Origin of the sequence: Streptomyces canus, from assembly GCF_041435015.1 — a bacterium.
Lineage (GTDB): Bacteria > Actinomycetota > Actinomycetes > Streptomycetales > Streptomycetaceae > Streptomyces > Streptomyces canus_G.
The window spans coordinates 6,524,421-6,538,488 of the sequence record NZ_CP107989.1 but is presented as its reverse complement, the minus strand read 5'-3'; the positions used below and the strand labels follow the sequence as shown (position 1 = coordinate 6,538,488).

The following is a 14,068-nucleotide window of genomic DNA, read 5'->3' as shown; positions in this document are numbered from 1 at the left end:
CGTATGAAACTCACCGTGGTCGGCGGAGGCTCGACCTACACCCCCGAACTCATCGACGGTTTCGCGCGCCTGCGGGACACCCTGCCCGTCGAGGAACTCGTCCTGGTCGACCCGGCCGCCGAGCGCCTGGAGCTGGTCGGCGGGCTCGCCCGGCGCATCTTCGCCAAGCAGGGCCACCCCGGCCGGATCACGACGACGGACGACCTGGACACGGGCGTGGACGGCGCCGACGCGGTGCTCCTGCAGCTCCGCGTCGGCGGCCAGGCCGCCCGCGAGCGGGACGAGACCTGGCCCCTGGAGTGCGGCTGCGTCGGCCAGGAGACGACCGGCGCGGGCGGCCTCGCCAAGGCGCTGCGCACGGTCCCGGTGGTCCTCGACATCGCCGAACGCGTCCGCCGCACCAACCCGGACGCCTGGATCATCGACTTCACCAACCCGGTCGGGATCGTCACCCGCGCCCTCCTCCAGGCCGGGCACAAGGCGGTCGGGCTGTGCAACGTGGCGATCGGCTTCCAGCGGAAGTTCGCCGGGCTCCTCGGCGTCAGCCCCTCCGACATCCACCTCGATCACGTGGGCCTCAACCACCTCACCTGGGAGACCGCGGTACGGCTCGGCGGCCCCGAGGGCGAGGACGCCCTGCCCGAGCTGCTCACCGAGCACGGCGACACGATCGCCGGCGACCTGCACCTGCCGCGCCCGCTCCTTGACCGGCTCGGCGTGGTCCCGTCGTACTACCTGCGCTACTTCTACGCGCACGACGAGGTCGTACGGGAACTCGGCACCAAGCCGTCCCGGGCCGCCGAAGTGGCCGAGATGGAACGGCAGTTGCTCACGATGTACGGCGACCCGGCCCTGGACGAGAAACCGGAGCTGCTCGCCAGGCGGGGCGGCGCCTACTACTCGGAGGCGGCGGTCGACCTGGCCGCCGGGCTCCTCGGCGGGGGCGGCAGCCCCTACCAGGTGGTCAACACCCTCAACCGGGGCACGCTGCCCTTCCTGCCCGACGACGCGGTGATCGAGGTCCAGGCGGCGGTGGGCCCGAAGGGGCCGACCCCGCTGGCGGTACCCGCCGTGGACCCGCTGTACGCGGGCCTGATGGCGAACGTGACGGCGTACGAGGACCTGGCGCTGACGGCGGCCCTGCACGGTGGCCGGGACCGGGTCTTCAAGGCGCTGCTCGCCCACCCCCTCGTCGGCCAGTACGCGTACGCCGAGGGCCTCACCGACCGACTGATCGCACACAACCGGGAGCATCTCGCGTGGGCCTGACCGCATGTGTCCTCGCCGTCGACGCGGGCAACAGCAAGACCGACGTCGCGGTCGTCGCGGCCGACGGAAGCGTCCTCGCCACGGCCCGCGGCGGTGGGTTCCGGCCGCCGGTGGTGGGTGTCGAGGCGGCGGTGGACGTGATCGCCGACGCGGTGGAGCAGGCGTTCACCGCGGCCGGGGTCGGGTCGGTGGACCATGTCTCGGCCTGTCTGGCCAACGCCGACTTCCCCGTCGAGGAGCAGCAGTTGGCGGCCGCCCTGCACGCGCGCGCGTGGGGCGCGGAGGTGGAGGTCCGCAACGACACCTTCGCGATCCTTCGGTCGGGCGTCACCGCACCGCGCGGGGTCGCCGTGGTGTGCGGCGCGGGCATCAACTGCGTCGGCATGCGCCCCGACGGCCGTACCGCCCGCTTCCCCGCGCTCGGCCGGATCTCCGGCGACTGGGGCGGCGGCTGGGGCCTCGCGGAGGAGGCGCTGTGGCACGCGGCCCGCGCGGAGGACGGGCGGGGCGTCGACACCGACCTCGCGCGCGTGCTCCCGCGGCACTTCGGGCTGCCCTCCATGTACGCCCTCATCGAGGCCCTGCACCTGGAGGACATCGCCCCGGCCCGCCGCCACGAACTGACGCCGGTGCTGTTCGCCACGGCCGCCGCCGGCGACCCGGTGGCCCGCTCGCTCGTCGACCGCCTGGCCGACGAGGTGGTGTCCATGGCGACGGTGGCCCTGACCCGCCTCGACCTCCTCGACGAGGAGACTCCGGTCCTGCTCGGCGGCAGCGTCCTGGCCGCCCGGCACCCCCAACTGGACGACGGCGTGCGGGAACTCCTCGCCGCGCGCGCCCCGAAGGCCGTACCCCGGGTGGTGACGGCGAGTCCGGTCCTGGGCGCGGCACTCCTCGGCCTCGACCGGGCCGGGGCGTCCGCGGAGATCCAGGCGAGGACGCGGGCGTACTACGAGGCCTGAGCGAGCACCGCGTCGGCCACCTCGGAGACGGACACGCCCTTCCCGACACCGACGCGGGCCAGCCCCAGCCGGCCCAACGCCTCCACCATCAGCGACTGGTAACGCACGCTGCGGGCCAGGAACTTGTCCATCAGGAACCGTTCCTCCTCCGTCGCTCCGTCGTAGCGCCCGGCCGCACGGATGCGGGCGCGAACGACGTCCTCGTCGGCGGTGAGCCATACGGCGGCCGTGTGCGGCACGTCCAGCGTCGCGACCCGCTCCGGCCAGAGCGCCGAGCCCTCCAGGACCAGGCCCGGTCCGGTGGCGTGCGTCCTGACCAGCTCCTCGATGCGGGGCCAGAGCCGCTCGTAGTGGGCGAGGACCGAGTCGATCAACTCGTCGACGGCGAGCGTCGCGTAGTGCTCGGCCACATGCGGCGGCACCTCCCGCTCCGGCGTGCGCCAGGGACGCCCCGGGTGTCTCGCCAGCAGGTCCGTCGACCGATGCTCGAAGCCGAGCCGGTCGGCCAGCTCCCCGGCGACCGTGGACTTGCCGGTATGGGACGTTCCGCCGATCATCACCACTCGCACCCCGCGCACGAGGGCGACCCTACGCGCCCCCGGGGGAACCGAACCGATTCCGGTGGCGTATTCATGGGCAAGGGGTGGTGCGGGGGCATGGCCGGGCGTCGCAGGTGATCCGCTGCGGTTCGATCAAGATCCAGTGAAGCCCGGTGCGGATGTCGGTCCCGGCAGCGATACTTGCGGCGAGGGATGACCATGGGGGAGGTCAAACAGTGACACACCCGCCGAAGAGCAGCACGGCACCACCGGGTTCCGGCGTGCCCACGATGCCGGCCGTACCGCCGCAGCCGGGACCCCCGGCCCCGCAGGCGTCCCCGCCCGCCCCCGCGCCGGACCGGGTGCCCGCCCGCCGTACGGCCTTCGCCGAGGGTTTCGACCAGGTGCGCGCGGCCGCCACCACCGAACCGGGCCGGCTGCGCATCATCGGCGCGGCGCTCGCCCTGCTCGTCGTCCTCTTCGGCGCGGTCACCGCCTGGCAGACCAACGACCGGGCCGCCGCCGCGGACGACGTGCTGCACAAGAGCCAGCCGCTCAGCAGCGCCGCCGCCGACATCTACCGCTACCTGGCCGACGCCAACACCACGGCCTCCAGCGGCTTCCTCGCCGGCGGCCAGGAGACGGCCGGCTCCCGCGACCGGTACGAGAAGGACATCGACAAGGCCGCGGCCGGTCTGGTCAAGGCCGCCTCGAACTCCGACCCGGACTCCCCCGCCGCGAGGACCGTGGCCGAGCTCAACACCCTGCTGCCGGAGTACAAGGGCCTGGTGGAGCGGGCCCGTACGTACAACCGCCAGGGCTTCCCGGTCGGCGGCGCCTATCTGCGGTACGCCAACGAGAAGATGCAGGAGGAGATGCTCCCGAAGGCGCAGAACCTCTACACCAGCGAGAACCAGCGGCTGCGCGCCGACTACGCCGACGCCACGCCCTACCCGTGGGCCGCGATCGGCCTCGGCGTCCTGGCCCTCGCCGGGCTCGCCTGGGCCCAGCACCGCAACTACCGGCGCACCAACCGGGTTCTCAACCACGGCCTGGTCGCGGCCACCGCGACGGCGACCGTGGTGCTGCTGTGGCTGGTCGTCGGCCACACCGTCGCGCGCGCGGGGCTCGACGACTCCTACGACCACGGAGTGCGCTCGCTCAACGTCCTGCACGACGCCCGGATCGCCTCCCTGAAGGCACGCGGCAACGAGAACCTCACCCTGGTGGCCCGCGGCGCCGAGACGGTCACCGTGAAGAACGCCCAGGGCCAGAAGGTCACCTACGACGCCTACGACTACGACTTCGACAAGGACATGGACACCCTCGGCAAGGGCCTGGCCGAGGCGTCGAAGCTCGCCGACGACAGCAACGGCAAGAAGCCGGTCACCGCGGCCGAGGGCAATATGGCGGTGTGGAAGCAGCGCCACTCCGCGGCCCGCGAGCAGGACGACTACGGCAACTACGAAGAGGCGCTGAAGCGGGTCATAGGGAGCAAGGGCGCCACGGGCGAGTGTTTCGACAGTGTCGACGACAACCTCGCCCACGCCCTGACCCACGAGGAGGCCGAGTTCGCGCGGTCCGCCGGTGACGGCCTGGGCGCGATGACCGGACTGCCGGTGGGCGCCGCCGTCCTGGCCGTCCTCGGCGCGGCCGGCGCGGTGCTGGGCATCGGGCGCAGGCTGTCGGAGTACCGGTGAGAGGGGGCGTGACGATGCGGATGCGCGGACGTGTGCGGACCGGTCTCAAGGGTTGGGGCGGTGTCGGGGCGATGGCGGTCGTCTGCGGCCTGGTGCTCGCCTTCGCGCTGCTCCTGCCGGTGGCCCGGTCACAAGGCGACGGCAGCACGGGCACCGGCGGCCCGGGCGTGACGCGCGCCGATCAGATCGCGGACGACGACCCCTGCCTGAACCCGGCGATCAAGCTGCACCCGGAGGACCAGACGCTGGCCCCCTCGAGCGCGGACGGCCCGACCATAGACAAGATCAAGGCCCGGCAGGGCGAGAAGCGCAAGCTGATCGTCGGCGTCGACCAGAACAGCTACCGCTGGGGCTACCGCAACCCCAACGGCGGCCCGACGGCCGACCTGGAGGGTTTCGACATCGACCTGGTGCACCGGATCGCGCAGGACATCCTCGGCGACCCGAACGCCGTGCAGTTCAAGGCGATCCCCACCAACCAGCGCATCCCGGCGATCCAGAAAGGCCGGGTCGACATGGTGGTGCGCACGATGACGATCAACTGCAAGCGCCTGGCCGACGTGGCGTTCTCCGCGCCGTACTTCAAGACGGGGCAGCAGGTCCTCGCCCCCAAGTCCTCGGGCATCAAGGGCTACGACGGCACGCTGGCGAACAAGAAGATCTGCACGGCGGAGGGTTCGACCGCCTTCAGCCAGCTGGACGAGGACAAGAAGTCGGGGAAGCTCGTCGCCTCCGCGAACATCGGCACCACCGTCCCCAACCAACTCGACTGTCTCGTCAGGCTTCAGCTCGGCGAGGTCGACGCCGTGGTCACCGACGGCGCGCTCGCCGCGAGCCAGGCCGCCCAGGACCCCACGGTCGAACTGAAGGGCTCCCCCTTCACCACCGAGTACTACGGCGTGGCGATGAGGAGCGACGCCGACGATCTGGTACGCCGGGTCAACCAGATCCTGGTGGACTACCGCAAGGACACCACCGACGGCTGGCAGGCGTCGTACGACAGGTGGCTGTCGGCCACACTGAACGAGAGCTCGGCGAAGTCGAAGCCACCGCCACCGAAGTACCTGCGCAAGAACTGACGGATCGTCAAGGACAGACAACCACTCAGCAACCCTTCAGCAGCGAGAGGTGATCGATGGGCGTCACGGGACCCCCCGGGCCGGTGATGGACCGGGACGAGGTGGACTGTGCGCTGGCGCGGCTCGGCGCGGAGCACGAGGCGATCGAGACCTCGCTCCTCGCCCTGCAGGACCACGCGGGCCGCAGGCTCCTCGAGGGCGCCGAACTGACCGGCGTCACCAAGGAGCGCTGGACGTCCGCCGACGCCTCGATCACCCTGCTGTGGGCGTATTTCGACGCGTACGCGGACGCGTTGCGCTCGGCCCGCGAGATCCGCTCCCGCCGCCGCTGGTCCAGCCGCGAGGACCTGGTGGAGCTGACCGAGCTGCTGCGCGGCGAGTCGGTCACCGTCGCGGGCTCGGCGACCGCCACGGCCAACGCACCCACTCTGCACGGCAATTCGGGCAAGCTGAGCGAGCGGTTCTCGCTGGTGACGCTCGTCGAGCGGATGAACGACCTGTACGCGTCGAGCCTGGACATGGTCGTCGCCGCCGACGCGGTCTGGTCGGCGCTGCCCGCGCGGATAGATTTACTGGCCGCCGAACTCCAGCGCACCCGCCGGCTCGCGCACTCCGTCGGCGTGCGCCCCGGGGAACACCCGGCCGGCGACGACCTGGAGCGCATCACCCACGCGCTCACCTCACTGCGCGAGCAGGTGATCTCCGACCCGCTCGCCTTCTGGCGGCAGGCGCAGGGCAGTTCGGCGCCCGGCGGCGGAAAGCCGGACACCACGGCGTACGACCGCGAGGCGCGCGCCCTGGAGGACGTGCGCCGGGAGATCGACGCCGTGCTCACCGTCCGGCAGGACGCGGAGGCCCGGCTGGTCAGGCTGCGGGACGTGCTCTCCCGCGCGGACCGTACGCTCGCCGAGGCCCGCACCGCGCGCGGTGAGGTCCTCGCGAAGATCGCCGCCACGGAGGTGCCGGTGGTCAGCGGTCCGCCGACCGTGCTGCAGGAGCAGCTGGCGACGGCCGCCGAGTACCGCAGACACGCCCAGTGGCACCGCCTGTCCCCGCTCCTGGAGTCCCTGGAGGAGAAGGCGGAGGACGAACTGCTGCGCGCCCGCGAGTCGTTGACCGCGGTCACCGCCCCGCTGGCGGTCCGCGCGGAGCTGCGCGGCCGTCTCGACGCGTACAAGGCGAAGGTCGCACGGCACGGCCTGGCCGAGGACCCGTTCCTGATCGAGCGCTACGACGCGGCCCGGCGGATGCTGTGGAGCGCGCCCTGCGACCTGCGGGTCGCCGAACAGGCCGTGCTGCGCTACCAGCACGCGGCCGCCGAACTGCTGGGAGCCCCGCGAGTACCGCAGCAGAGCGGTCCCGAAGACCGTGGGGGGCCCGGAACGTGAGCGACCAAGGGGGTGCGGCGACGTCATGAGTCAGGAACAGCAGCCCTGCCAGCGGCCCGGCTGCGACGGTACGTACGAGGACATGGGCGGCGGCGAGCTGTACTGCGACACCTGCGGCCTGGCGCCGGTCGTCTCGGCTGAGGGAGGCCGGGCCGGCTCGGCGCCCACCGGCAGGGGCTCGCAGGGCAGCGGCACGTCGCGCGCCACCGGCCGCGCGTCCTCGCGTACGTCCTCGCAGTCGTCGAAGTCCCGGCGCTCGGTGTCGGGACGGCTGTCGCGCTCGGTCTCCGGGAAGTCCACGGGCCGTTCGGTGTCGGTGCGCAGCTCCGGCTCCGGTACCGGTTCGAGCGGGCGCGGCCGGCTCGGAGCGGGCCTCGTCGAGGTGCCCGGGGTGCCGCGGCCCGACCCGCGCGAGATGGTTCTGGAAAACCCCGAGGTGCCCGAGCGCAAGCGGTTCTGCTCGCGCTCCGACTGCGGGGCCCCGGTGGGGCGTTCGCGCGGGGAGCGGTCCGGGCGCACGGAGGGCTTCTGCACGAAGTGCGGTCACCCGTACTCCTTCGTGCCGAAGCTGAAGTCGGGTGACGTCGTGCACGGCCAGTACGAGGTCGCGGGCTGTCTGGCGCACGGCGGTCTCGGCTGGGTCTACCTCGCCGTGGACCGCGCGGTGTCCGACCGCTGGGTGGTCCTCAAGGGTCTGCTGGACACCGGCGACCAGGACGCCATGGCAGCCGCCATCTCCGAGCGGCGCTTCCTCGCGGAGATCGAGCACTCCAACATCGTGCGGATCTACAACTTCGTCGAACACCTCGACCAGCGCACCGGCTCGCTCGACGGCTACATCGTCATGGAGTACGTCGGCGGCAAGTCGCTCAAGGAGATCGCCAACGACCGCCGCACCACCGGCGGGAAGCGGGACCCGCTGCCGGTCGAGCAGGCGTGCGCGTACGGCATCGAGGCCCTGGAGGCGCTCGGCCACCTCCACAGCCGCAACCTCCTGTACTGCGACTTCAAGGTCGACAACGCCATCCAGACCGAGGACCAGCTCAAGCTCATCGACATGGGCGCGGTGCGCAGGATGGACGACGAGGAGTCGGCCATCTACGGCACGGTGGGCTACCAGGCTCCGGAGGTCGCGGAGGTGGGTCCCTCGGTCGCCTCCGACCTGTACACGGTCGCCCGCACCCTGGCGGTGCTGACGTTCGACTTCCAGGGCTACACCAACGTCTTCGTCGACTCACTGCCCGACCCCGACCACATCGAGGTCTTCCGCCAGTACGAGTCGTTCTACCGGTTGCTGGTGCGGGCGACCGACCCGGATCCGGCCCGCCGTTTCGCCTCAGCGCAGGAGATGTCGGAGCAGCTGACCGGGGTCCTGCGCGAGGTCGTCTCCCTGCAGACCGGCCGTGCCAGGCCCTCCCTGTCGACGCTCTTCGGCCCCGAAGTGCGCGTCACCGACACGGAGTTGTTCCCGAAGCTGGACGGGGAGGTGTCGCGGCTGGGGACGCGGGTGCTTCCGGCGGGGCGGCGGAGTCCCAGGACGGCCGCTCCCACCTCCGCTGTTCTTCCGGTCGGCACCCCGGGTCCCGAGCGGCCCGGCGGCGGAGCCGTCACCGCCCTCGTCAAGTCCGCCGTCGCCCCCGCCGCCGCGCTGGCGCTCCCCGTCCCCCACGTCGACCCCTCCGACCCCAACGCCGGTTTCCTCGCCGGGCTCATGACCACCGCGCCCGCGGAGCTGCTCGGCGCCCTCTCGGCCGCGCCGGCGGCATCCGCGGAGACGCGCCTGCGGCAGGTGCGGGCCTGGCTGGAGAACGGCGACGCGCACACCGCGGACGAGTCGTTGCGGCGGCTGGAGGAGGAACGGCCCGACGACTGGCGGGTGGTCTGGTACCGGGGCGTCGCCGCGCTGGTGACCGGCGACCACGAGGCCGCCGCGCTCGCCTTCGACGCGATCTACGACGCCTTCCCCGGCGAACCTGCCCCCAAGCTCGCCCTCGGCCTGTGCGCGGAGGTGCTCGGGCAGCTCGACAACGCCGCCGAGTACTACGGCCTGGTCTGGTCGACCGACCCCAGCTATGTGAGCTCCGCCTTCGGCCTCGCGCGCGTGCAACTCGCGACCGGGGACCACCGTGGCGCGGTGAACACGCTGGAGTCGGTGCCGGAGTCCTCCATCCACTACACCGCCGCCCGCGTGGCCGCCGTCCGCGCGCGGCTGCGTGGACGCACCACGACCGCGGGCGACGTACCCTTCCTGGACGACCTGACCGCCGCCGCCGGGCAGGTCGAGGCGCTGGACGCGTACGGTCTGGATCCGGCGCGCCGCGAGCAGCTGTCGGCGGAGGTGCTGGGCGCGGCCCTGGACTGGATACTCTCCGGTGGCCAGGACTCCGTCGCCCCGGCCGCCGTGGGACGGGCGCTGCTCGGCAGCGGACTGGACGAGCGAGGACTGCGCTTCGGCCTGGAGCGTTCGTACCGCACGCTGGCCCGGCTCGCGCAGGGCGGCGAGGAGAGGATCGACCTGGTGGAACGAGCCAACCGTTACCGCCCCCGGACGTGGGTGTAGTTGATGTCGCAGATGCCCCAGCTGTCAGCCTGCCCCAGCTGCGAGTGGCCGCTCGAATCGGGCGACCGTTTCTGCGGTGCGTGCGGATACGACCTGTCCGCCGTGCCGGCACGGCCGGACGACAGCCCGACCATCGCCGTGAACGGCGCGCCCCCCGGCGGCCCCTGGCCCGAGGTCCCGCACCCGCCGGCGGAGGTCCATCTGCCGGCCGACCTGCGGGGCACCGAGTCGGGCGAACAGGCACCGCCTCCGTCGGGACCGGTCGTGGGCTCGCCGGTCTCCCCCGTCTCCGGCGTGCGCTTCGACCGCTCGCCGGAGCCCGACGAGTACGTCCTTCAGGCGCCCGACCCGCGGATGGCCGCCGGACCGCCCACCCCGGCCGAGGGCACCGCACCGTCGACGGTCTGCGTGGCCTGCCGCGCGGGCCGGGTCGACGACGACGGCTACTGCGAGAACTGCGGGCACGCCCAGCCGCGTGAGCGCGACCACATGGAGCAGGAGGCCGGTCCGATCGCCGCCGTCAGCGACCGCGGCCTGCGGCACCACCGCAACGAGGACGCCTTCACCCTCGGCACCAGCGTGCTGCCCGACGGCTCGCCGGTCACCTTCGCGGTCGTCTGCGACGGCGTGTCCTCCGCGACCCGCCCCGACGACGCCTCCCTGGCCGCGTCCCGGGCCGCGGCCGACGCGCTGCTGGCCGCGCTGCCGCAGGGCACGCACCCCCAACAGGCGATGCACGAGGCGATCGTCGCCGCCTCCCGCGCGGTCAACTCGCTCGCCGCGGAGCCCGCCACGGCCCGTGAGCACCAGCCGCACCAGAACGCCCCGGCGTGCACCATCGTCGGCTCGATCGTCACCCCGAGCCTGCTGGTCGTCGGCTGGGTCGGCGACAGCCGGGTCTACTGGGTGCCGACGGACCGCAGTTCACCCCCGGCCCGGCTCACCGAGGACGACTCCTGGGCCGCCCAGATGGTCGCCGCGGGCCTGATGAACGAGGCCGAGGCGTACGCCGACGAGCGCGCCCACGCGATCACCGGCTGGCTCGGCGCGGACGCCTACGAACTCGACCCGCACACCGCTTCCTTCAAGCCGGACCGGCCCGGTGTGGTGGTGGTGTGCACCGACGGCCTGTGGAACTACGCGGAGGCGGCCGACGAGATGGCGGAGGCCGTACCGGCCGACGCCGCGGCGCGTCCGCTGCACACCGCCCGGGTTCTGGTCGGCCACGCCCTGGACGGCGGGGGCCACGACAACGTAACAGTGGCCGTCGTGCCGTTCCCGATCCCTCCGCAGGGGGCAGGATCGGCCTGAGGCCGCACACGGGGAATGCGCCGCGGCAGCAGCGCCGGACCGGAGGGGACCGGTCCGCGATCAGTCATCGCCCCACGGATGTGGGGTTCGCGAGGGGGATTTGAGTAGGCATGGCCAATTTCTCGAAGTCGAACGCGCCGCAGTTCTCGATGGACGTCTACCAGAACGAGTACCTGCCGGAGGGCGGCCGCGAGGTCAACGCGATCGTCACGGTGACCTCGACCGGCGGCGGCACGATCGGAAGCTCGGTCGCGGCCCCGCACCTCTGGTCGGCGGAGCAGGGACCCTCGGCGGCGGTGGCGATCATGGTCGACTGCTCGGGCTCCATGGACTACCCGCCGACCAAGATGCGCAACGCCCGCGACGCCACCGCCGCCGCGATCGAGACCCTGCGCGACGGTGTGCACTTCGCGGTGATCGGCGGCACGCACGTGGCCAAGGAGGTGTATCCGGGCAACGGCCGTCTCGCGGTCGCCGACGCCACCACCCGCGACCAGGCCAAGCAGGCGCTGCGCAAGCTCAGCGCGGGCGGCGGTACGGCCATCGGCACCTGGCTGCGCCTCGCCGACCGGCTGCTGTCCTCGGCGGAGGTCGCCATCCGCCACGGCATCCTGCTCACCGACGGCCGCAACGAACACGAGTCGCCGGAGGACCTCAAGGCCTCCCTCGACGCCTGCGCGGGGCGCTTCACCTGCGACGCCCGCGGCGTGGGCACCGACTGGGAAGTGAAAGAAGTCACAGGGATCGCCTCCGCCCTGCTCGGCACCGTCGACATCGTCGCCGACCCGGCAGGGCTCGCCGCGGACTTCACGCAGATGATGGAGGCGGCCATGGGCAAGGAGGTCGCGGACGTCGCCCTCAGGGTGTGGACCCCGGTCGGCACCACCATCAAGTTCGTCAAGCAGGTCGCGCCCACCGTCGAGGAGCTCACCGGCCGCCGCACCGAGGCCGGTCCGCGCGCCGGGGACTACCCCACCGGCTCCTGGGGAGACGAGTCCCGTGACTACCACGTCTGCGTCGAGGTCCCGGCCGCGAACATCGGCCAGGAGATGCTCGCGGCCCGGGTCTCCCTGGTCGTCCCGCAGCCCGACGGCACGACGCAGAACCTGGGCGCGCAGGGTCTCGTGAGGGCCGTGTGGACCGACGACATGGTCGCCTCGACGTCGATCAACCCCCAAGTCGCCCACTACACCGGCCAGGCCGAACTGGCACAAGCCATCCAGCAAGGGCTCGATCTGCGCAAGGCGGGCGATTTCGACGGAGCAACGGCCAAACTGGGCCGGGCCGTCCAGCTCGCGAACAACTCCGGGAACGCCGATACTGCGAAACTGCTTTCGAAGGTGGTCGACGTCGTCGACGCCACGACAGGTACTGTGCGACTGAAGGCGAAGGTCGAGGAGGCCGACGAGATGACTCTCGAGACCCGGTCGACAAAGACTGTTCGTGTAAAGAAGTGACGTAGTAGTTCCCTGATCCGAGAGGGGGAAGCGCCGACATGCCGACCTGCCCGAACGGACACCAGTCGGGTTCCGACGACTGGTGCGAGGTCTGCGGTCACCGCATGGCCGGTGCCGTACCTCCGCCCCCTCCGCCGCCGCCCGGTCCGGGTGGAGGCGGATACGGCTTCCCGCCGCCCGGCGGTCCCGGGGGCCAGCCCGGTGGACGTCCGCATCTGTCCGCCGTACCGGACGCCGAGCCGGAGCTCTGCCCGCAGTGCCGTACCCCTCGTGAGGGCGGTGCGCCCTTCTGCGAGGAGTGCCGGTGGAACTTCCTGACCAACACGGCGACCTCGTACACCCCGGCCGCCCCGCGCCCGCCGGCCGGCTCCGGCGGCCCGCCCTCGCACTTCCAGCAGCAGGCGGGGCCCGGTCCGTCCTTCGGCGGCGGTGACTCGTACGAGTACCAGGGCTCCCGCCCGTCCCAGGTGAACCGCCCCGCAGAACCGATCCCCTTCGGCTCGGAGCCGTCGGGCCGTTCGGGCCCGGGCGGCCCCGGTGGCCCCGGCGGTCCGTCCGGTTTCCCCGGTGATCCCTCGCGCCCCGGCGGCCCCGGCGCACCCGGCCCCTCCGGTCCTTCCGGTTACCCCGGCGGGCCTGGCGGCCCTGGTGGCCCCGGTCCCTCCGGTTTCCCCGGCGATCCGTCGCGGCCCGGTGCGCCGGGCCCCTCCGGCCCCGGTGGTCCGCAGGGATTCCCGGGCGACCTCGGCCGCCCCGGCGCACCCGGCCCCTCCGGTTTCCCATCGGACCCCTCCCGCCAGGGCGGCCCCGGCCCCTCCGGTTTCCCCGGTGATCCCTCCCGGCAGGGCGGCCCCGGGAACCCCGGACCGGGTGGCTACGGCTACCCGCAGCCCGGCCCCACCCAGGCCCCGCCCGGCCCGCCCGGATCCTCCGGCCCCGGCGGCCCGCAGGGTTACGGCGGCCACCCCACGCAACCCGGTCCCTCGGGTCCCGGCGCCCCCGGCGGCCAGCAGGGCTTCCCCGGCGACCCGTCCCGACCCGGCGGCGCCCCGGGCGGTCCGCCGAACTTCGGCGCCGACCCCTCCCGCCCGGTCCCGCCGCCCCCCGGACCGACCCCGCCCGCCGGCCCCGGTGCCACGAGCGGCGCTCCGCAGGGCTTCCAGGCGCAGGGCGCTCCGCCCGCCTTCCCGCAGGAGACCAACCGGCCCCAGCCGGGCGGCCAGTCCTTCGGCGGCGGCGCCGACGACTGGGTCCTGTCCCCGCCGTCCTCCACCGCCCCCGGCGGCGGTCCCGGCGGTCCTGGCGGACCCGGCGGCTACGGCTACCCGCAGCCCGGTTCCACCCAGGCTCCGCCCGCGCCCCCCGGCCCGTCCTTCCCGCAGCAGCCGGCGACCTGGACGGCGACCATCGGCCCGGACCGCGATTACTTCCTGGCGATGATGCAGCGCTCCGGCCCCGAGGCCGCGGGCCTGAACCTGCCCGCGTACTCCCCCGAGCAGCAGCGCACGCTCACCGGCAACCAGGTCACCATCGGCCGCCGCCGGCACTCCACCGGCGACACCCCCGACGTCGACCTGTCGGTACCGCCGGAGGACCCGGGCGTCTCGCACCAGCACGCGGTGCTGGTCCAGCAACCGGACGGCTCCTGGGCGGTCGTCGACCAGAACTCGACGAACGGCACCACCGTGAACGGCGCCGAGGAGCCCATCACGCCCTTCGTGCCGGTGCCGCTCCAGGACGGCGACCGGGTGCACGTCGGCGCCTGGACGACGATCACGATCCGCCGCGGCTAGCCAACGGCCG

At 73.1% G+C, this 14,068-nt stretch carries 10 protein-coding genes; 9 read left to right on the top strand and 1 reads right to left on the bottom strand.

Annotated features, from left to right (window positions below):
* The first annotated feature begins 3 nt into the window (after positions 1-3).
* Positions 4-1,269 (top strand): 6-phospho-beta-glucosidase, encoded by a 1,266-nt coding sequence (locus tag OG841_RS29970; protein WP_328638674.1) that lies wholly within the window; start codon positions 4-6, stop codon positions 1,267-1,269.
* Positions 1,260-2,231, top strand: a complete 972-nt coding sequence (locus OG841_RS29965) for an N-acetylglucosamine kinase (protein WP_328638675.1) — start codon at positions 1,260-1,262, stop codon at positions 2,229-2,231. The genes OG841_RS29970 and OG841_RS29965 overlap by 10 nt, the downstream gene beginning before the upstream one ends.
* Here OG841_RS29965 and OG841_RS29960 read toward each other — a convergent pair.
* Positions 2,219-2,788 carry an AAA family ATPase gene (locus tag OG841_RS29960; RefSeq protein ID WP_328643545.1) on the bottom strand — a complete coding sequence of 190 codons (570 nt, stop codon included), beginning with the start codon at positions 2,786-2,788 and terminating at the stop codon, positions 2,219-2,221. The two genes, OG841_RS29965 and OG841_RS29960, sit on opposite strands and share 13 nt — an antisense overlap.
* Positions 2,789-3,060: 272 nt before the next feature.
* Here OG841_RS29960 and OG841_RS29955 point away from each other — a divergent pair, with 272 nt between their 5' ends.
* The 7 genes from OG841_RS29955 (at position 3,061) to OG841_RS29925 (ending at position 14,058) form a co-directional block, all read left to right on the top strand.
* Positions 3,061-4,470 (top strand): hypothetical protein, encoded by a 1,410-nt coding sequence (locus OG841_RS29955; protein ID WP_365115339.1) that lies wholly within the window; start codon positions 3,061-3,063, stop codon positions 4,468-4,470.
* A gap of 14 nt (positions 4,471-4,484) precedes the next feature.
* The gene (locus OG841_RS29950) at positions 4,485-5,549 is read left to right on the top strand and encodes a glutamate ABC transporter substrate-binding protein (RefSeq protein ID WP_371567217.1); all 1,065 of its coding nucleotides are present in this window, start codon (positions 4,485-4,487) and stop codon (positions 5,547-5,549) included.
* Positions 5,550-5,605: 56 nt separating this feature from the next.
* Entirely contained in the window at positions 5,606-6,937 is a 1,332-nt protein-coding gene (locus tag OG841_RS29945; RefSeq protein ID WP_371567213.1) for a hypothetical protein, read from the top strand.
* Between the two features lie 25 nt (positions 6,938-6,962).
* Positions 6,963-9,497: a serine/threonine-protein kinase gene (locus OG841_RS29940; RefSeq protein ID WP_371567210.1), complete on the top strand. Its 2,535-nt coding sequence runs from the start codon at positions 6,963-6,965 to the stop codon at positions 9,495-9,497.
* 3 nt (positions 9,498-9,500) lie between these two features.
* Positions 9,501-10,808 (top strand): PP2C family serine/threonine-protein phosphatase, encoded by a 1,308-nt coding sequence (locus tag OG841_RS29935; protein WP_371567208.1) that lies wholly within the window; start codon positions 9,501-9,503, stop codon positions 10,806-10,808.
* 110 nt (positions 10,809-10,918) lie between these two features.
* Positions 10,919-12,265 (top strand): vWA domain-containing protein, encoded by a 1,347-nt coding sequence (locus OG841_RS29930; RefSeq protein WP_371567206.1) that lies wholly within the window; start codon positions 10,919-10,921, stop codon positions 12,263-12,265.
* A 38-nt stretch (positions 12,266-12,303) separates the two neighbouring features.
* Positions 12,304-14,058 (top strand): FHA domain-containing protein, encoded by a 1,755-nt coding sequence (locus OG841_RS29925; RefSeq protein ID WP_328638681.1) that lies wholly within the window; start codon positions 12,304-12,306, stop codon positions 14,056-14,058.
* Positions 14,059-14,068: the final 10 nt, after the last annotated feature.